The 18,785-nt window shown below is 65.5% G+C and carries 18 protein-coding genes; 9 read left to right on the forward strand and 9 right to left on the reverse strand.

Annotated elements, in window-relative coordinates; genetic code table 11:
* The gene (locus tag VIM54_RS08975) at positions 1 to 1,425 is read right to left on the reverse strand and encodes a CCA tRNA nucleotidyltransferase (protein WP_331900640.1); all 1,425 of its coding nucleotides are present in this window, start codon (positions 1,423 to 1,425) and stop codon (positions 1 to 3) included.
* Between the two features lie 126 nt (positions 1,426 to 1,551).
* On the opposite strand from VIM54_RS08975, the gene VIM54_RS08980 reads away from it, so the two are divergent.
* From VIM54_RS08980 to VIM54_RS09005, 6 genes are all read left to right on the forward strand, one after another.
* Positions 1,552 to 3,729: a DUF6049 family protein gene (locus VIM54_RS08980; RefSeq protein ID WP_331900642.1), complete on the forward strand. Its 2,178-nt coding sequence runs from the start codon at positions 1,552 to 1,554 to the stop codon at positions 3,727 to 3,729.
* Positions 3,726 to 5,387, forward strand: a complete 1,662-nt coding sequence (murJ, locus tag VIM54_RS08985) for a murein biosynthesis integral membrane protein MurJ (protein WP_331900643.1) — start codon at positions 3,726 to 3,728, stop codon at positions 5,385 to 5,387. Before VIM54_RS08980 ends, murJ begins: the two co-directional genes overlap by 4 nt.
* Positions 5,388 to 5,527: 140 nt before the next feature.
* On the forward strand, positions 5,528 to 6,505 hold the full coding sequence (gene trxB, locus VIM54_RS08990; protein ID WP_331900712.1) for a thioredoxin-disulfide reductase: 978 nt from the start codon (positions 5,528 to 5,530) through the stop codon (positions 6,503 to 6,505).
* A gap of 29 nt (positions 6,506 to 6,534) precedes the next feature.
* Positions 6,535 to 6,861, forward strand: a complete 327-nt coding sequence (trxA, locus tag VIM54_RS08995) for a thioredoxin (protein WP_331900645.1) — start codon at positions 6,535 to 6,537, stop codon at positions 6,859 to 6,861.
* 167 nt (positions 6,862 to 7,028) lie between these two features.
* Positions 7,029 to 8,384 (forward strand): PLP-dependent aminotransferase family protein, encoded by a 1,356-nt coding sequence (locus tag VIM54_RS09000; RefSeq protein WP_331900647.1) that lies wholly within the window; start codon positions 7,029 to 7,031, stop codon positions 8,382 to 8,384.
* Between the two features lie 38 nt (positions 8,385 to 8,422).
* A complete protein-coding gene (locus VIM54_RS09005) occupies positions 8,423 to 9,418 on the forward strand; it encodes a D-alanine--D-alanine ligase (protein ID WP_331900648.1) in 996 nt (331 codons plus the stop codon).
* Here VIM54_RS09005 and VIM54_RS09010 read toward each other — a convergent pair.
* From VIM54_RS09010 to rpmH, 8 genes are all read right to left on the reverse strand, one after another.
* Positions 9,415 to 10,365, reverse strand: coding sequence for a ParB/RepB/Spo0J family partition protein (locus VIM54_RS09010; protein WP_331900650.1), 951 nt, complete (start codon positions 10,363 to 10,365; stop codon positions 9,415 to 9,417). The genes VIM54_RS09005 and VIM54_RS09010 overlap by 4 nt on opposite strands.
* Positions 10,365 to 11,279, reverse strand: a complete 915-nt coding sequence (locus tag VIM54_RS09015; protein ID WP_331900652.1) for a ParA family protein — start codon at positions 11,277 to 11,279, stop codon at positions 10,365 to 10,367. Before VIM54_RS09015 ends, VIM54_RS09010 begins: the two co-directional genes overlap by 1 nt.
* A 146-nt stretch (positions 11,280 to 11,425) precedes the next feature.
* Complete coding sequence (gene rsmG, locus VIM54_RS09020) at positions 11,426 to 12,064, reverse strand: 16S rRNA (guanine(527)-N(7))-methyltransferase RsmG (protein WP_331900653.1); 639 nt, start codon at positions 12,062 to 12,064, stop codon at positions 11,426 to 11,428.
* A gap of 19 nt (positions 12,065 to 12,083) precedes the next feature.
* The gene (locus VIM54_RS09025; RefSeq protein WP_331900654.1) at positions 12,084 to 12,644 is read right to left on the reverse strand and encodes a protein jag; all 561 of its coding nucleotides are present in this window, start codon (positions 12,642 to 12,644) and stop codon (positions 12,084 to 12,086) included.
* Between the two features lie 41 nt (positions 12,645 to 12,685).
* Positions 12,686 to 13,657 carry a membrane protein insertase YidC gene (gene yidC / locus VIM54_RS09030; protein WP_331900655.1) on the reverse strand — a complete coding sequence of 324 codons (972 nt, stop codon included), beginning with the start codon at positions 13,655 to 13,657 and terminating at the stop codon, positions 12,686 to 12,688.
* Positions 13,658 to 13,666: 9 nt separating this feature from the next.
* On the reverse strand, positions 13,667 to 13,978 hold the full coding sequence (yidD, locus tag VIM54_RS09035; RefSeq protein ID WP_331900656.1) for a membrane protein insertion efficiency factor YidD: 312 nt from the start codon (positions 13,976 to 13,978) through the stop codon (positions 13,667 to 13,669).
* The gene (gene rnpA / locus VIM54_RS09040; RefSeq protein ID WP_331900658.1) at positions 13,975 to 14,316 is read right to left on the reverse strand and encodes a ribonuclease P protein component; all 342 of its coding nucleotides are present in this window, start codon (positions 14,314 to 14,316) and stop codon (positions 13,975 to 13,977) included. The genes yidD and rnpA overlap by 4 nt, the downstream gene beginning before the upstream one ends.
* Positions 14,317 to 14,325: 9 nt before the next feature.
* A complete protein-coding gene (rpmH, locus tag VIM54_RS09045; protein ID WP_010204566.1) occupies positions 14,326 to 14,463 on the reverse strand; it encodes a 50S ribosomal protein L34 in 138 nt (45 codons plus the stop codon).
* A gap of 276 nt (positions 14,464 to 14,739) precedes the next feature.
* Between rpmH and dnaA the strand changes: the two genes are divergently transcribed.
* The 3 genes from dnaA to gnd all read left to right on the forward strand — a co-directional run bounded on the left by dnaA (position 14,740) and on the right by gnd (position 18,782).
* The gene (dnaA, locus tag VIM54_RS09050; RefSeq protein ID WP_331900692.1) at positions 14,740 to 16,170 is read left to right on the forward strand and encodes a chromosomal replication initiator protein DnaA; all 1,431 of its coding nucleotides are present in this window, start codon (positions 14,740 to 14,742) and stop codon (positions 16,168 to 16,170) included.
* A 551-nt stretch (positions 16,171 to 16,721) separates the two neighbouring features.
* Complete coding sequence (gene dnaN, locus VIM54_RS09055; protein ID WP_331900694.1) at positions 16,722 to 17,870, forward strand: DNA polymerase III subunit beta; 1,149 nt, start codon at positions 16,722 to 16,724, stop codon at positions 17,868 to 17,870.
* 21 nt (positions 17,871 to 17,891) lie between these two features.
* The gene (gnd, locus tag VIM54_RS09060; protein ID WP_331900695.1) at positions 17,892 to 18,782 is read left to right on the forward strand and encodes a phosphogluconate dehydrogenase (NAD(+)-dependent, decarboxylating); all 891 of its coding nucleotides are present in this window, start codon (positions 17,892 to 17,894) and stop codon (positions 18,780 to 18,782) included.
* The last annotated feature ends 3 nt before the right edge of the window (positions 18,783 to 18,785 follow it).

An 18,785-nucleotide genomic window follows, 5' to 3' on the forward strand; every position in this document is an offset into this window, starting at 1 on the left:
CTAGCGGGATACCCACCAGGCGCGCAGGCGTTCGGCGGCCCGCTCGGCGCCGAGCGGGCCCTCCTCGAGTCGAAGCTCGAGCAGGAAGCGGTAGGCCTCGCCGACCTCGCGCCCAGGCGGGAGCGACAGGATCTCCATGATCTGCTCCCCGTCGAGGTCTGGGCGGATCGCGGCGAGCTCCTCCTCGAGGCCGAGCGTCACGATGCGCTCCTCGAGGTCGTCGTAGGCGAACGACAGCCGATCGGCTTTGCGGCGGTTGCGGGTGGTCACGTCGGCCCTCGTGAGAATGTGCAGGCGCTCCAGCAGCGACCCGGCATCCCGCACGTACCGACGCACCGCCGAATCGGTCCAGGCCCCCTCGGTGTAGCCGAAGAACCTCAGGTGCAGTTCGATCAGCCGGGAGACATCGGCGACGGTCTCGTTGTCGTAGCGCAGCTCCCGCAACCGCTTCTTTGCGAGTTTCGACCCGACGACGTCGTGGTGGTGGAAGGTGACCACCCCGCCCGCCTCCGTGCGCTTCGTCGCCGGCTTGCCGATGTCGTGAAGCAGCGCGGCGAGACGCAGGATGAGGTCGGGGACCTTGCCGGGGTTGCGCTCGGTCTCGAGCTCGATGGCCTGGTCGAGCACGGTGAGGCTGTGCTCGTAGACGTCCTTGTGATGGTGGTGTTCGTCGATCTCCAGCCGCAGTGCCGGTAGCTCCGGCAACACGATCGCCGCAAGACCGCTCTCCACGAGCAGGTGCAGGCCCTCGCGCGGGGACGGGCTGCAGAGCAGCTTGCTGATCTCATCATTGATGCGCTCGACGGAGATGATCGAGATTCGGCTGGCGAGCGCGAACAGGGCCGAGCGGGTGGGCTCATCGAGCGTGAATCCGAGCTGGGAGGTGAACCGGGCGGCCCGAAGCATGCGCAGCGGATCGTCCCCGAATGAGTGCTCCGGCGTGCCGGGGGTGGTGAGTCGCCGCGCGACCAGGTCCTCGAGCCCCCCGGACGGATCGACGAGTTGCTTCTGCGGAAGCCTGAGTGCCATGGCGTTGACGGTGAAGTCGCGGCGCACCAGGTCGCCCTCGAGCGAATCACCGAAATCCACGATGGGCTTGCGCGTCTCACCGTCGTACGCGTCGCTGCGGTAGGTCGTGATCTCCACGGTGTGGCCGTCGATGCGCGCGCCGATGGTGCCGAAGGCCCTCCCGATGTCCCAGTGGGTGTCGGAGATCGGCTTCACGATGCGGAGGATCTCGTCCGGGCGCGCGTCGGTCGTGAAGTCGAGGTCGTTGAGCGGGCGGTCCAGAAAGGCGTCGCGAACCGGACCGCCCACGAGGGCCAGCTCGAAGCCCTGGGCGGCGAAGGCGGCCGCGAGGCGCGCAATGTGCGGGGAGTCAGCGAGGTCCGACAGCCGCTGAATTGCCGAGGCGACGCTTTCCATGGCTCCCAGACTAGTAGCGGCCGCGCACGGCGCGTGGTCGGCCGGCACAGGCGGCGCCGAGGTGGAAGACCCTAGAATCACTTGGGGACGGCCGAGCAATTCTGGTGGTGCCGACCCCAATCGCCTATGAGACTAGTCACTTCCCTGATTGCGCTGGCCATGGCCATCGGCGCCGTCGTGCTGCCCGGGGCGGCGGATGCAGCCGAGCCTCCCGCGTTAACCGCGTCGTTCGCGCCTGCGGCGCTCGGCTCGCTCGCACCGGGCCAGGATCTCGTGCTCAGCGGCACGATCACCAACTCCGGCGACCAGGCGATCCCCGCCGGCACCGCGACCGTGACGCTCGATCGCACCGCCATCTCGTCGCGCACCGATCTGGCCGGCTGGCACGACTCCGACTCCACTCTCGGCGATGAGAAGCTCGGCACGCGGATCTTCGAGACCGGCACCCCCGAGGTGCCCGCTGGTCATTCGGTTCCCGTCGTCATCACGGTGCCGGCGGCCGCTGTGAGCCTGAGCGCGCAGTCGTCATGGGGCACGCGCACCGTCGCCGTGACGGCGCGGAGCGGCGGCAGCGTCGTCGCCCAGGCCAGGACCGACATCGTGTGGGCACCCGGCGGTCCGGTCTCGGCCACCGGCCTTGCGGTCGCAATTCCGCTGACGGTGCCCCACCCGGCGACAGGACTCATCCCCGCCGACCTGCTCGCCAGTTACACCGGAATCGGCGGCATCCTCTCCCACGACCTCGACGCGGTCATCGGCCGCAATATCGCCATCGGTATCGATCCGATGCTGCTCGCCTCCATCCGCATCCTGGGCGACACCGCTCCACCGTCCGCCAGGGCGTGGCTGTCCCGGCTCGAGGGCGCGCCCAACGACACCTTCGCCCTCAGCTACGCCGACTCCGATCTCGCCGGCGCGAACCAGGCCGGGTCGAAGCGACTTCTCACGCCCACCGGGTTCCCGATCGACCCGACGCTGTTCCCCGGTGCCGCCACCGCGTCCCCGTCGCCACAGACCGACGCTCCCACCGCCGGCCCGACACCGACCCCCACTCCCACCGGAGAGCCGGTGAGTCCGCTGCCGACGCCCGAGAGCCTCGTCGCCTGGCCGTACACGATCGACAAGATCGGCTGGCCCGCCGACGACACCGTGGCGGAGGCCGACCTGGACGCCTTCGACTCGTTCGGTCTCACCACCACCATCCTGAACTCCTCGAACGTGTCATACACCGTCAACTACGCGCCAAGCGCGGCGGCGACGATCGACAAGCACCGCGTCGTCGTCTCGGACAACACGCTCTCCTCCCTGCTTCGGTCGGCGGCCGGGGCCTCCTCGCAGCTTGCGTGGGAGAACGCGATGGTGAGGCTCTCCGGGTCGATCGCCGTCGTTGGCCGGGAACGCCCGGCGGACTCGCGCACCCTGCTGGCGACACTGGGCCGCTCGGTGACGGGAACCGAGCCGCGGTTGTCCCAGACCCTGGACGCGCTCGCCACCCTGCCCTGGGCGACACCCTCTACAGTGGCGGCGATCGCCACGGCCGGCGAGCCGATCAGCGCATCGGTCACCGCCAAGCCCGTGCCCGCCGCACGCCTGGCCCAGATCAAGGCCCTCCTGACATCCGAGGCGCAGGTCGGTAACTTCTCCTCGGTGCTCGCCGACCCCTCCTTGCTCACCATCGAGCGCCGGCTCGGCCTCCTCGCACTCCTCTCGAACTCGTGGAGCGCGGATGATTCCGGGCTGGCGGCTGCGAGCGCGAAGTACCTGACCCGGTCGACCACGATCCTCAATTCCGTGAGCATTGCCGAGAGCAGCTCGCTGTTTCTCACCTCCCAGAACAGTCCGCTGCCGGTGACCGTGAGCAACAAGCTGCCGTGGCCGGTCACCGTCTACGTAGGCGTGCGGTCGCCCACCGGCATCCTCGAGGTTCTCGAACCGCGAGTGGAACTCACTATTGAGGCAAATTCGCAGGCCAAGGCGTCCGTGCCGATCAGGTCGGTGGCGAACGGCGAGGTTCTCATCGACACGACGCTGTCGAGCGCGACCAATGTCCCGATCGGCACGCCGGTGCAGACCAGGGTCGAGGTGCAGGCCGGATGGGAGACCGCGTTCACCGCGGTCGTCGCCGCCCTCGTCGTGGGCGTCTTCGGGTTCGGCATCTGGCGCAACATCCGCAAGCGGCGCAAGGGCAAGGAGGCCGCCGGCGATGGCGAGTCTGGCGACGAGCCAGACGAGACCCCCGCCCCGGCCGGCGCCCCGGAGACGCCAGCCGCAGAGACGCCGGCCGCAGGGCCGCCAGCCTCGTGAGCGACTCCGTCGAGGCCGCGGAGCCTCCCGCCGGGCTGGGGCGCGCCAGCGCGATCCTCGCGGCCGGAACCGTGGTGTCCCGCGTGCTGGGGTTCGTGCGCGCGGCGGTGCTCGCGCTCACGATCGGCGCGCTCGGAGCGGCGGGTAACGCGTTCGCCGTGGGCAACCAGCTACCGAACAACATCTACGCGCTCGTCGCCGGCGGTGTGCTCAGCGCGGTGCTCGTGCCACAGATCGTGCGTGCAGCGGCCCACTCCGACGGCGGCCAGCAATTCATCAACCGCGTGGTCACCCTTGGCATTGTCGTCTTCGCCGTCGTCACGATCGCCGCTACCCTCGCCGCCCCGGCGCTCGTCAACATCTACGCCGTGCAGTCGACCACCGGCCGCGGCTTCACCCCGGCGGCGCTCGCGCTCGCGACGGCCTTCGCCTACTGGTGCCTGCCCCAGATCTTCTTCTACGCGCTCTACAGCCTGCTGAGCGAGGTGCTCAACGCCCGGCAGGTCTTCGGCCCGTTCACCTGGGCGCCGGTGCTCAACAACGTCGTCTCGATCGCCGGGCTCGCGATCTTCATGGTCGCGTTCGGGGCGGCCGACCAGAACAGCACGGTTGAGGTCTGGGACACCGCCCGCATCACCCTCCTCGGCTCCACGACCACGCTCGCCGTCGCTGCGCAGGCCCTCGTACTGTTTCTGTTCTGGAAGCGCGCCGGCCTGCGCTACCGGCCGGACTTCCGCTGGCGAGGGGTGGGACTCGGAGCCACCGGCAAGGCCGCGGGCTGGCTGTTCGGCATGATCCTCATCACCCAACTCGCGGGCATCGTGCAGAGCCGGGTGGCCTCCATCGCCTCCGACCACGGGGCGTCGATCTTCGCGCTGCAGAACTCGTGGCTCATTTTCATGCTTCCGCATTCCGTGATCGCGGTCTCGGTGGCGACGGCGTACTTCACCCGGATGAGCGGCCACGCCAGGGACGGCAACCTCGGTGGAATGCGCGACGACCTCTCCGCCTCGCTCCGCAGCATCGGGCTGTTCATCGTCTTCGCCGCGGTGAGCCTCTCGGTCGTCGCCTATCCGTTTGCCCGGGTCTTCACTAACACCGGATTCACTGATGTCACCGGCATGGGGAACGTGATTCTCGCCTTCCTGCCTGGGCTCATCCTCTTCAGCATGCTGTTCGTGCTGCAGCGCGTGTTCTACGCCCTCGGTGACACGCGCACGCCCTTCTTCATGCAGTGCGTGCAATCCGGGCTGTTCGTCATCGGCGCCCTGCTCTGCATACTGCTCCCGACCGCGTGGATCGGCGTGGGGATCGCGGCTGTAACCTCCATAGCCGGTAGCGCGCAGGCCGTCGTGGCCATCGTGCTGGTTCGTCGCCGGCTGAAGGGCATGGACGGCGCCCTCGTTCTGCGCCGGCACCTGCAATACCTCGTGCTCTCGCTCGCGGCCGGGGCAGTCGGTGTCGCGGTGGTCGCGCTTCTCGGCGGCTATTCCCCGCGCGGCTTCGCCCAGTCCGGAGTCTTCCCTGCGCTCCTCTCGATCGTCATCGCCGCGGGCGTGATGGGGGCCGTCTATTTCGCCCTGCTCCTCGCCTTCCGCAACCCGGAGCTCACGTCCGTCACGAGCGTCGTCAGCGCGCGATTCGGCCGACGACGCTGAATCCGGCCGCCCGGGGGCCGGTCCTGACGCGGTCCGCCGGCCTTTCAGGGCCATGGAATATCGTGCGAATAGGATGTGTTGTACCGGGAAGTGGAGCGGGCAGAGGCCCGCGCCCACCGTCATGCAAGGAGATGTTCCAGTTGCGCCAGACCATCATCATCGGTTCCGGTCCCGCCGGCTACACGGCCGCGATCTACGCCGCGCGAGCCAACCTGAACCCGCTGCTCATCGCGAGTTCTGTCGAGGCGGGGGGCGAGCTCATGAAGACCACCGAGGTGGAGAACTACCCGGGCTTCCCGGATGGCATCCAGGGTCCGGACCTCATGGCCGCGTTCCAGGCCCAGGCCGAACGATTCGGCACCGAGATCGTGCTCGACGACGTCACGTCGCTCGAACTGCGCGGCGACGTGAAGAGGGTCACCCTCGGCAACGGGGACGTGCACGAGGCCCTCACCGTGATTTTCGCCACCGGATCGGCCTATCGCAAGCTCGGCCTCGAGGATGAAGAGCGCCTGAGCGGCCACGGCGTCTCCTGGTGTGCCACCTGCGACGGGTTCTTCTTCCGCAAGAAGAACATCGCGGTCGTCGGCGGCGGCGACTCAGCGATGGAGGAGGCGACCTTCCTCACGAAGTTCGCGGACAAGGTCTCCGTGATCCACCGTAGCCAGACGCTGCGCGCCTCCAAGACGATGCAGGATCGCGCCTTCGAGAATCCCAAGATCGAGTTCGTCTTCAACAAGACCGTCGAGCACATTTACGGCGACGGCGCGGTGACCGGCCTCGGCCTCGTCGACACGACAGACGGTTCGGAGACGACCCTGGATGTCAGCGGACTCTTCGTCGCGATCGGCGCCGACCCGCGCACCCACCTCGTGCACGGCCAGCTGGACATGAACGCGGACGGCACGATCGCCGTCGAGGGCCGCAGTTCACGCACCAACATTCCCGGCGTCTTCGCCGCGGGCGACGTTCTCGACCCCACCTACCGTCAGGCCGTCACGGCCGCCGGTTCGGGCACCGTCGCCGCCCTCGACGCCGAGCACTACCTCGCGTCCATTCCCAAGGAGCTGCTTGCCAGGGCGACCGCCTTGCCTGAGCCGGAAACCGTATCGGCCTAGAGCCGATCCAAGCGAAAAGAGAGAAACCGATGTCCACTGCCAAAGATGTGACCGACGCCAGCTTCCAGGCCGACGTCCTAGACTCTGACAAGCTCGTGCTTGTGGACTTCTGGGCCGAATGGTGTGGCCCGTGTCGCGCGGTCAGCCCGATCCTCGACCAGATCGCCTCAGAGCACGCGGATAAGATCCAGCTCGTCAAGGTGAACGTGGACGACAACATGGAGATCGCCGCGAAGTACCAGATCACCTCGATCCCGGCCATGAAGCTGTTCAAGGGTGGCGAGGTCGTCAAGAGCGTCATCGGCGCCAAGCCGAAGCCCGCGCTCGAGGCCGACTTCGCCGAGTGGCTCAAGTAGTAGTCCTCTAGCTCTCGTAGCCCGCACGATTCCAGGGCCCGTCCACACACAGTGGGCGGGCCCTTTTTTGCGTTGCGTTTCGTTCTGGGGCGGCGTCGAGGGGGTGGCCCAGACACCACCGACTATTGTTTAAGCTTCTCCACTTCTTCGCACAACCGGGATCCCAGATGACCAGCCACGGCACGTCGCCCCACCACGCGACCCAACGCGATGCCGGCCTGCCCGGCGCCGGAACCAACCTCGACCCGTGGTACGACCTGTACGCGGACCGCACGGCCGGCCTCAGTGCCTCGGAGGTGCGCGCCCTGTTCGCTGTGGCATCACGCCCCGAGGTGGTCTCGCTGGCTGGCGGCATGCCGTTCGTCTCCGCGCTTCCGAGCGAGCTCATCGCCGGCGCCTTCGAGCGGATGATGCGGGACGAGGGTCCGCAGGCGCTGCAGTATGGCTCCGGCCAGGGCGTGCCGGCGCTCCGGGAGCACATTCTCGAGATCATGGCGCTCGAGGGCATCCGGGCGAGCGTGGATGACGTCGTTGTCACCACCGGCTCCCAGCACGCCCTCGAACTGGTGACGAAGCTCTTCATCAACCCCGGGGATGTCGTGCTCGCCGAAGGGCCGAGCTACGTGACCGCGATGGTGGTCTTCAACTCCTTCCAGGCCGACATCCAGCACGTGCCCATGGACGAGCACGGACTGATCCCCGACGCCCTGCGCGAGGCGATCACCCGGCTGAGGGCGGCGGGCAAGCCGATCAAGTTTCTCTATACGGTTCCGACCTTCAGTAATCCGGCCGGGGTGACGCTCAGCTGGGAACGTCGGCTCGAAATCCTCGAAATCTGCCGCTCGAACGACATTCTCGTGCTCGAAGACAACCCCTACGGGTTGCTTTACTTCGATTCCCCGCCGCCCCAGGCGATGCGCTCGGTGGAGGAAGACGGCGTGATCTACCTCGGCACCTTCTCGAAGACGCTCGCACCGGGCTTTCGGGTGGGCTGGGCGCTGGCTCCGCACGCGATCCGCGAGAAGCTCATTCTCGCCAACGAGGCCGCCGTGCTCTCCCCCAGCTCCTTCAGCCAGTTGATGATCACGGAGTACCTCAACACCGCCGACTGGAAAGAGCAGATAAATACCTTCAGGGGAATCTATCGGGATCGTCGCGACGCGATGCTCGGTGCCCTCGCCGAGTACCTGCCCCAGCTCACCTGGACGGTGCCGAACGGCGGGTTCTACGTCTGGGCGACCCTCCCGTCCCACCTCGACTCGAAGGCCATGCTCCCGCGCGCGGTGAAGGAGCTGGTTGCCTACACGCCGGGCACGGCCTTCTACGCGGACGGCAACGGGCGCAACAACATCCGCCTGTCGTTCTGTTACCCGACCCCCGACTTCATTCGCGAGGGGATCCGGCGGCTGGCCACCGTGATCAACGGGGAGATCGACCTGCTCAACACGTTCTCCCAGACCACCCCGCTCGCCACGATTCCGCTCAAACAGGGCATCGTGAGCCCGCCGCCCAACACCGATTAGCCGGCAGGCGGGCCGTGACCAGTGAAGAGAGCGACGAAATGAACGAGTCTTCCCCGCGCACCGTGGTGGTGCTCGCCGGTGGCATCTCCCACGAGCGGGATGTCTCCCTGCGCTCTGGGCGCCGGGTCGCCGACAGCCTCGCCGAACACGGCATCACCGTGGAGCTGCGCGATCCTGACGCCACGCTCCTCGCTTACCTCGCCGACACGAGGCCTGACGTGGTCTGGCCCGCCCTGCACGGTGCCAGCGGGGAAGACGGCGCCCTGCGGGGCCTGCTCGATTTCATCGGCATCCCCTACGTCGGCTCCAATTCGGGTGCGGCGCGCCTCGCCTGGGACAAGCCGACAGCCAAGGTGCTGGTCGACCGGGCCGGCGTGGCGACGCCCAAGTCCATCGCCCTCTCGAGGGACGCCTTCCGTGAACTCGGCGCTCAGAGTGTGCTGGACTGCCTGTCGCACGAACTGCCGGTACCGGTCGTGGTCAAGCCCGCGCAGGGCGGCTCGGCCCAGGGCGTGACCCTCGTCGATGATCGCGCCAACCTGCCTCGGGCGATGGTTGACGCGTACACCTATTGCGATGTTGCGCTGATCGAGAAGCGCATCATCGGCACCGAGATCGCGATCGGCATCATCGACAGCGGCGACGGCCCGGTGGCCCTCCCCGCGGTGGAAATACAGCCCCTATCAGGGGTTTATAGTTTCGAAGCGCGCTACAACGCGGGCGAAACCCGGTTCTTCACGCCCGCCCGGCTGGGGCCGGAGGAGACCGCACGCGCGGCGGAGGCGGCGTTGCTCGCCCACCGCACGCTCGGCCTGCGACACCTCTCTCGCGTCGACCTGATCGTGGACGAGGAGGGTGTCCCCTGGTTCCTCGAGGCCAATGTTCTTCCCGGGCTCACCGAGACCTCGCTGCTGCCCCAGGCCCTCGAGGCCGCCGGCCACGATCTGGGCTGGGTCTACTCGGCTCTCGCCGAGGCGGCCATCGGCGAGAGCCGCGCCCAGGCCACAACCGGTCTCGGCGGGAGTCGGGCCTAGCCGAATCCCGGTTCGTTGAGTTCGGCAAGAATGCGGTTCAGGTCGGCCACGGTCGCGAAGTCGATCACGATCGTTCCCTTCGTCGCTCCGAGGTTCACCTTCACCCGGGTGTTGAGTCGATCTCCGAGGCGCTCGGCGATCTCGTCCAACTGACCCTGGCGCCGGCCCGCACTCGGGCGAGCCGGACGAGCCGGCTTGGTGGTGACGAGTCCCGCGGCAGATTCGGTCGCGCGCACGGACAGGTCCTCGTTCACGATCTTGTCCGCCAGGCGCTCCATGGTGGCGTGGTCCCCGGCCGAGAGGATGGCGCGGGCGTGCCCGGCGCTCAGTACACCGGCCGCGACGCGATTCTGCACGGAGATCGGCAGTCGCAACAGGCGGATGGTGTTGGTGATCTGCGGCCGTGAACGCCCGATCCGTGTGGCGAGCTGGTCCTGGGTGATTCCGAAGTCCGCGAGGAGCTGTTGGTAGGCCGATGCCTCCTCGAGCGGGTTGAGGTTGGCCCGGTGCAGGTTCTCGAGCAGCGCATCCCGGAGCATTGCCTCGTCGGCGGTGTTCTTGACCACCGCGGGAATCGTCTCGAGCCCCAGTTGCTTGCTCGCGCGAAGGCGACGCTCGCCCATGACGAGTTCGTAGTGCGGGCCAGTGGCGGTCGCGCCGACGATCGGGCGCACCACGATCGGCTGGAGCACACCGACTTCACGAATCGAGGCGACGAGTTCGTCCAGATCCTCCTTGATGAAGTCCTTGCGCGGCTGGGCGGCGTTCGGCACGATGTCGCTCGGAGCGATGTTCGCGAGACGCGCGCCCGGCACCGCGACGAGGCCCTCGGGCTCGGGCCTGCTCGTGGGGAAGAACACATCCACCGGTCGCGCTGGGCTGCCCTCGTCCGTGGGGATGAGCGCGCCGATCCCTCGGCCCAGTCCGGTTCTTTTTGGTGCGGCCATTACTGCGGTGCCCCTCGTCGTGCGATTTCGGCGGCCGCCTCGAGGTAGGAGAGCGAGCCGGTGGAGTTGGTGTCGTAACTGATTACGGTCTGACCATAGCTCGGCGCCTCCGAAATGCGCACCGAACGCGGGATGAGCGTGTTGAGAACCTGGTCGGGAAAGTGGTCCCGCACGTCCTGGGCAACCTGGTTCGCGAGATTCGTGCGGGAGTCGTACATCGTCAGCAGGATCGTGGACACGGTAAGCACCGGATTAAGGTGTCGTTCGATCAGCTTGATGTTATTGAGCAACTGGCTGAGTCCCTCAAGCGCGTAGTACTCGCACTGGATGGGAATCAGCACCTCCTGGGCCGCGACGAAGGCATTGATGGTGAGCAACCCGAGCGACGGCGGGCAGTCGATGAAGACGTAGTGGAAGAGATCAGGGCTCTCTGCGAGGAATTGGTCGAGCGCGGTGTGCAGCCGTTGTTCACGAGCCACCAGCGAGACGAGCTCGATCTCCGCGCCGGCGAGGTGAATCGTTGCCGGGAGGCAGTAGAGAGACTCGAATTCCGGGCTTTTCTGCACGACACCGGCCATGGGGACGTCACCGATGATCACGTCGTAAACGCTGATCGTCTCCGAACGGTGTTCGATGCCGAGGGCGGTGGAGGCGTTGCCCTGGGGATCGAGGTCTATCACCAGCACGCGCGCACCGCTGCGCGCGAGCGCCGCCGCGAGATTGACGGTGGTGGTGGTCTTGCCCACTCCCCCTTTTTGGTTCGCGACGGTGAGAACCCGGGTCTTCGACGGCAATGGAAGCCGCTGGGCGGCCAGCGCAAGCTTGCGCCTGGTGATCTCGGACAATTCCCGAGCCAACGGGGTGTCGTCGAACGCTCCGACAGAATTGACCTCGGTGGGTTCAGGATGTTTCACGTGAAACCTTCTTGGCTGGGGAGGTGGGGCGATGGTGAGCAGATGGTCCGGCACACCGAGGCTGTGCCCGACCATCCGTCACGCTCGACTCACGTTGTGCGGCCGCCAAGACGACTCGCACCACGAAGCACGCCGCGCGGGATCGATCAATCAACTCTAGCCCGAAATACCCGGGTCACCTCGGTTACGAGGCCCTCTCCGAGTGTCAGGACCTCCACATCGGTGAGCCTCGCCTTTCGAATGGCCTTTGCCGCCGCATCGACTTCGGCTGTGACGCTGGCCCCCTTGAGGAAGAGCAGCTCGCCCCCGGAGCGAACGAGGGGCACGGTGAGCGGAATGAGTTTGGAGAGGGCGCTCACCGCGCGCGCGGTGGCCTGGTCGAGCCAGGGCCTCAGCCTCGCCTCCTCGGCGCGGGCTCGCACGACCTCGACGTTGTCCAATCCAAGCTCAGCCGTCTCCCGCAGGAGCCACTCCACCCGGCGCTCCATCGGCTCGATGAGGATGAGCTGCACATCGGGACGTGCGATCGCCAGCACGAGGCCGGGAAGCCCGGCACCACTGCCGATGTCGCCGACTCGACCCGGCCCCAGCAGGGGAGCGAGCAAGGCGCTGTTCAGCACGTGCCTGGTCCACAACCGGGGAATCTCCAGCGGACCGATCAGCCCGAGTTCCTCGCCGCGGTCGGCGAGGTGCCGGGTGTAGGCGCGAGCCAACTCGATTCGATCACCAAAGAGCTCGCCGGCAGCGTGAGGCTCTGGTTCGAGCTCGGGCGACGACTCAGCCACGTCGATGTTTCACGTGAAACTACGCGTGGGAGATGACGGTGTGGCGATCGGAACCCTCACCCTCCGACGCGGACGCGAGACCCTTGGCTGCGACCAGATCGTGCACGAGTTTGCGCTCGTAGGACGACATGGGTGGAAGGGCTGCCGATTCGGCGCCGCCCTCGATGCGATCGGCTGCGCGATCGACGAGCAGCGAGAGCTCGGCCTCCCTGGCCTGCCTCGAGCCGCCGACGTCCAGGATCAGCCGGGAGAACACGCCGGTCTTCGCCTGCACCGCGATGCGGGTGAGTTCCTGGAGCGCATTCACCGTCTCTGGCTTGGACAACAGTCGCAGGTTGCTGTCCTGGCTCGAGTTGACAGAGAGATACGCCCGGCCATCGCGGGCGTCGATGTCGATGTCGCCATCCAGATCGGTGATGTCGAGCAGCTCCTCGATGTAGTCGGCGGCGATCTCGCCTTCCTCCTCGAGCTGGGTGACCGAACGACCGGCGCCCTCATCGACAGCGGCTTCCGTGGCAACGGCCCCGTCGCTCGCGGGGACCGGAGTCTCGTTCTCTACGTCATGGGTCGTCTCTGCCACGTGACTGCTCTCTTTCTTGAGGATGCTGGAGGGTGCGCGCACTACTTCTTGGCGCCTGGCTTCTTCTTGCGATTCTTCGCATTCACCGGCTGAACCCGCTGCGTCTGCCGCGGCTCTTCGATCTGCTCGGGGGAGTCCTCTACCAGCGTGAACCCACGGCGCTGGGCCTTACGGGCGATCCGGGTCTCCCGAGCCAGTGCTGCCTCGCTGCCCGGGGTGGGCATGTTGCGGATCACGAGAAACTGCTGGCCCATCGTCCAGAAGTTCGAGACGAGCCAGTAGAACATCACGCCGAGCGGGAAGGTGAAGCCGGAGAACGCGAACACGAGGGGGAGCAGGTACAGCAGGATGCGCTGCTGCTTGAACATCGGGCTGGCCTTCATCTCGGCCGACTGGTTCTTAGACATGATCTGAAGCTGAGTGATGAACTGGGAGCCCGTCATCAGGATCACCATGATCACGGCGATGACGATCACGGCGACGTTGCCGTCGGCGGTGCTGATCGCGAGCTTCAGCGGGGCTACTCCGAACAGCGATGACTCGCCGAACGACTTGGCCAACGGGCCGGTGAGGAGCCCCACGCCGGCCTGGTGCGTCTTGTCATAATTTTGAGCAGAACTCAATACCGAGAAGAGGCTGAAGAAGATGGGCATCTGCAAGAGCAGCGGCAGACAGGAGCTCAGCGGGTTGGTGCCGGTCTTCTTGTAGAGCTCCATCGTCTCGCGGGACATGGCCTCGCGGGAGAACTGGTCCTTCTTGCCCTTGTACTTGTCCTGGATCTTCTTGAGGTGCGGGGCGACCTCGAGCATGCGGCGCTGGCTCTTGATCTGGCGCACGAAGATCGGGATGAGGGCTGCACGGATCACGAGCACCAGGCCCACGATCGACAACACCCAGGTGAAGCCCGCGTCGGGGTTCAGGCCGAGGAACGTCCAGAAGGCGTGCCAGGACACGAGCAACAGCTCGACGACCCACTTGATGGGCCAGAGGAGTACGGCAATAAACTCGGGCATTTTTCTAGGTCAGCCCTTTCCATGGCCGTGAGTAGTAACAAAACCAAACCGCGTTACCGCGTACTTCTGAACCGCAGGCTCCGGCACGTCATCCACGCCGCCGGCGGCCCAGGGGTGACAGCGGGCGATCCTCCGGGCACCGAGCCAGCTGCCCTTGATCACGCCATACTTCTGGATCGCGCCCAGCGTGTAGGCCGAGCAGGAGGGGTAGTACCGGCAGACGTCGCCGTACAGTGGGGAGATCACCGCACGATAGACCCTCAGGATGAGAACACTCGCGTTGCGGGGGAGAAGCAGCAGAAAAGCCAGGATTCGATTCACCTCCGTGTCTCGCCCCCGCCCAATGCTTCCGAAATCTCAGAACGAAGATTAGCCCAGCTAGCCTGCGCTGCGCCTGGCAACGCTCGAATCACAATCTCCGTCCCAGGAGCAAGGCGATCGAGCGCTTCGAAGCTGAGCGCCTTGAGGCGACGGCGCACGAGGTTCCGCTTCACCGCGACTCCCACCGACTTGGCCACGATGAAGCCAAACCGGGGAGCGCTCGCGCTATCGGCTCGCGCCAGATAGACCACCGCATGCTCCGTGGTGATCCGGCGACCCCGACGCACAAGACGTCGATAGTCGTCGGCCGTCACCAGCCGGTTGGCTTTGGCCAACACGAGCGAAGGCTACGCGGAGAGTTCGGTGCGTCCCTTGCGGCGACGCGCACCGAGGATGGCACGGCCGGCGCGGGTGCGCATCCGCAGGCGGAATCCGTGGACCTTCGCGCGACGCCGGTTGTTGGGCTGAAAAGTTCTCTTGCTCATGATTGTTATTTCTCCACGTATTGGGACTCCGCGAGGCCAGCTCGCAATAGTGAGCAGTGGAAGCCAAGGAAGTGAAGGTTAGCCATCAGGCTGAAGTCAACTGATTAAAAATACGGTCTTAAAGCGCTGCGGTCAAACCCTGAGGCTACCAGCCGCATTATCCACATACAGTGAAAGGGGGCGTGGCAGCGACATGCCGTCACAAACTAAGGTGGTGGGACTGCACAGTCGGTGGATAACCCTGTGAGTAACTTACTCAACAACAGCGAGGGGAACATGGCTGACATTGCGGATCCGACCAGGGAAATCTGGGCATCTGTGCTGTCCAGCCTTCGCGACGACGAGAGAATAACCCCGCAATTGCAGGGTTTCCTGAGTCTGGTCGAGCCCAGGGGCGTGATGGCCGGCACCCTCTACCTCGAGGTTCCGAACGACCTCACCCGCGGGATGCTGGAGCAGCGGATCCGGCTTCCGCTCCTCAATGCCATCACCGGCCTCGACGAAGACCACTCGGTGAGCAATTTCGCAATCGTGGTGAATCCCGAGATCGCGCACGACGCCCTCGGCGAGCCGAGCCCGTCCGCCGTCGAGCAGCCATACATCGAACAGGTGGCCCCGCCCGCCCCGCTCTCGGAGTCGATAGGCACCAATTCCCGTCGGGCGGACTCGCGGCTCAACCCGAAATACAACTTCGACAAATTCGTTATCGGCGGCTCAAACCGATTCGCCCACGCCGCGGCGGTCGCCGTTGCAGAGGCTCCGGCCAAGGCCTACAACCCGCTCTTCATCTATGGGGACTCCGGCCTCGGTAAGACCCACCTCCTGCACGCCATCGGTCACTACGCGGAGAGCCTGTATCCGGGAATCCGCGTGCGCTACGTGAGTTCCGAGGAGTTCACCAACGACTTCATCAACTCGATCGCCAATAACCGGGCATCGGTCTTCCAATCCCGGTATCGCGAGATCGACATTCTGCTCATCGACGACATCCAGTTCCTGCAGCGTGCGGTGGAGACCCAGGAGGCCTTCTTCCACACGTTCAACACGCTGCACGACCACAACAAGCAGGTGGTGATCACCAGCGACCTGCCACCGAAGGCCCTCACCGGGTTCGAGGACCGGATGCGCTCCCGCTTCGAGTGGGGACTGATCACAGATGTTCAGGCACCCGACCTCGAGACCCGCATCGCCATCCTGCGCAAGAAGGCCCAGAGCGAGAAGCTCCAGGTGAGTGCCGAGATCCTCGAATACATGGCCACCAAGGTGTCGTCCAACATCCGCGAGCTCGAGGGCACCCTCATCCGGGTCACCGCCTTCGCGAGCCTCAACCGCACGCCGGTGGACCTCGCCCTGGTGCAGACCGTACTCAAGGACCTCATCACCCTCGACGACGACAATGTGATCGCGCCGGTCGACATCATCAACCACACCGCGGAGTACTTCAAACTCACCGTCGACGACCTCTATGGCTCATCCCGCTCTCAGGCGGTGGCCACGGCACGACAGATCGCGATGTACCTCTGCCGGGAAATGACAAATCTCTCCCTGCCGAAGATCGGCCAGTTGTTCGGCAACCGCGACCACACCACGGTGATGTACGCGAACAAGAAGATCAGTGAGCTCATGAAGGAGCGTCGCTCCATCTACAACCAGGTCACCGAGCTCACCAGCCGGATCAAGCAGAATCACCGCTACAGCAAGATCTGAGCAAGATCTGATCGGCACGGGTGCCCCGCAAGCCCTCCACCGGCGCACATACGTGCCAGGCACCGCCCGCACACGGCGTCACCCGGGCCACTATGCCTCTCGTGTCAGCACTGCGCCTCTCGTGTCAGCACTGCGCCCCGAGGGCGGGACACAGAGTCGACAACGGGCGCCCACCCGACCTGTGCAGTGCGGGCCCACCTTCACACAACGCACAACCCACAACCCACAGTGTGCATAACCTGTGGATAACTGTGGATAGACCCCGACACCGTTGTGTGATTCAAGCGACGCCCTGTGGAAACTGCGTCCTTCAGACGCGCTTCGTCTCCGACGAATCACAACAATTTTCACAGGCTCCCCACAACTCACACGGTTGTAGTTCCCCGCCGACCGTTGGGTCCGCACAAGTTATGCACAGTTCCCACAGCGGTTAAGAGTGTTAATCCTTTAATTAATTCACTGTTGGGGGAGATAACCCTTGGGACTCGAGCGCACAGCGGCTGTGCCAGTATTAACCTCCCGGAGCAACTTTCATATCGACAGGGGTGGGCATGAAGTTCCAAGTCAATCGTGACGTCTTCAGCGAGGCCGTTTCCTTTGCCGTCAAGCTTCTTCCCCAGCGCACGACCCTCCCGATTCTGAGTGGTGTGCTCATCGAGACGATCGACACCGGGCTCAAACTTTCGTCATTCGACTACGAGGTGTCCGCCCAGACCGAGATCGCGGCCGACATCGAGGAGCCAGGCAAGATCCTGGTCTCAGGGCGTCTGCTCGCCGACATCGCCAGCCGGCTTCCGAACGCCCCGGTGCAGTTTTCCACGATCGAGGGTCGAATCACGGTCACCTGCGGCAGCGCCACCTTCACGCTTCTGAGCATGCCGGTCGAGGAATATCCCACCCTCCCGCAGATCTCGGAGCAGACCGGCCTGCTCCCCGCCGATGCCTTCGCCACCGCGGTGTCCCAGGTTGCCGTCGCCGCATCCCGTGATGATGTCACTCCGGTGATCACCGGAGTGCAGCTCGAGGTGTCGAACAACAGCCTCACGCTCGTCGCAACCGACCGGTATCGGGTCGCCGTGCGCGAGATCGAGTGGGATTCCGGCGACGTCGCCAGCACCGAGACGCTCACGGCGCTCGTTCCGGCCCGCACCCTGCAGGAAATCGCCAAGACCTTCGGTCACAGCGGCACGATCTCTGTGGCCATCACGAGCACCGACGATCGGGAGCTGATCGCCTTCCGTGCGGATCGCAAGACCGTGACGTCCCTGCTCATCAAGGGCAATTTCCCTCCCGTCAAGCGCCTGTTTCCCGAGACTGTCGACAATTATGCGGTGATCAACACAGCGGAGCTCATCGAGGCGGTGCGTCGGGTCTCCCTCGTGCTCGAGCGCGAGGCGGCCCTGCGCTTCACCTTCACGATCGACGGAGTGACCCTCGAGGCGATCGGCTCCGAGCAGGCCCAGGCCTCCGAGACCATCGACGCGCATCTCAACGGCGGCGACACCGTCGTGTCGCTCAAGCCGGCCTTCCTACTCGACGGCCTCGGCGCGGTGCACTCGGAGTTCGTGCGGATCTCGTTCACGAAGACCGAGAACCCGAACAAGCCGGGACCCGTGCTCGTCACGAGCCAGTCCTCCAAGGACCAGCCGGGCGCAGACAACTACAAGTACCTCCTGCAGCCCAACCTGCTGCTCCGCTAGTCAGATCGAAAGAAGTACGCCATGCACATCGGCCTCGTTGGTCTCGGAAAAATGGGAAACAACATGCGTGAGCGCCTGCGCGCTCACGACATCGAGGTCACGGGCTTCGATCGGAACCCGGCCGTGTCCGATGTTCCGAGCATCGAGGAACTCGCGAAGGCTCTGCCCACCCCACGCATCGTGTGGATCATGGTTCCGGCCGGCGAGATCACGACCGCGGTCGTCACGGAGCTCTCTGGCGTGCTCGAGGCCGGCGACCTCATCATCGACGGCGGCAACTCGCGCTTCACCGAGGACTTCAAACACTCCGCGCTGGTCGCCGACAAGGGGATCGAATACGTGGATGCCGGAGTGTCCGGCGGAATCTGGGGCCTGGCCAACGGCTACGGCCTCATGGTGGGTGGCCACAAGAAGAACATCGACCTGGCAATGCCGATCTTCGACGCGCTGCGACCGGAGGGTCCTCGCGAGGAGGGCTTCGTGCACGCCGGCGAGATCGGAGCCGGCCATTACGCCAAGATGGTGCACAACGGAATCGAATACGCCCTCATGCAGGCCTACGCCGAGGGATATGAGCTCCTCGACAAGCGTGACGACATCATCAAGGACGTCACCGGCACCTTCAAGGCCTGGCAGCGCGGCACCGTCGTGCGATCCTGGTTGCTCGAGCTTCTCGTGCGCGCGCTCGAGCAGGACCCGGAATTCAAGGACATCGAGGGCTACGTCGAAGACTCCGGCGAGGGTCGCTGGACCATCGAGGAGGCGCTCGCGAACGCCGTTCCGGTTCCCACGATCAGTGCGTCGATCTTCGCCCGGTTCGTGTCGCGCCAGCCGGAGGGATCTCCGGCGATGAAGGCCGTTGCCGCACTGCGCAACCAGTTCGGTGGGCACTCGGTCAAAGCGGTCGACTAGTCC

The sequence above is a fragment of the Lacisediminihabitans sp. genome (genome assembly GCF_036569425.1).
Classification (GTDB): Bacteria; Actinomycetota; Actinomycetes; order Actinomycetales; family Microbacteriaceae; genus Lacisediminihabitans.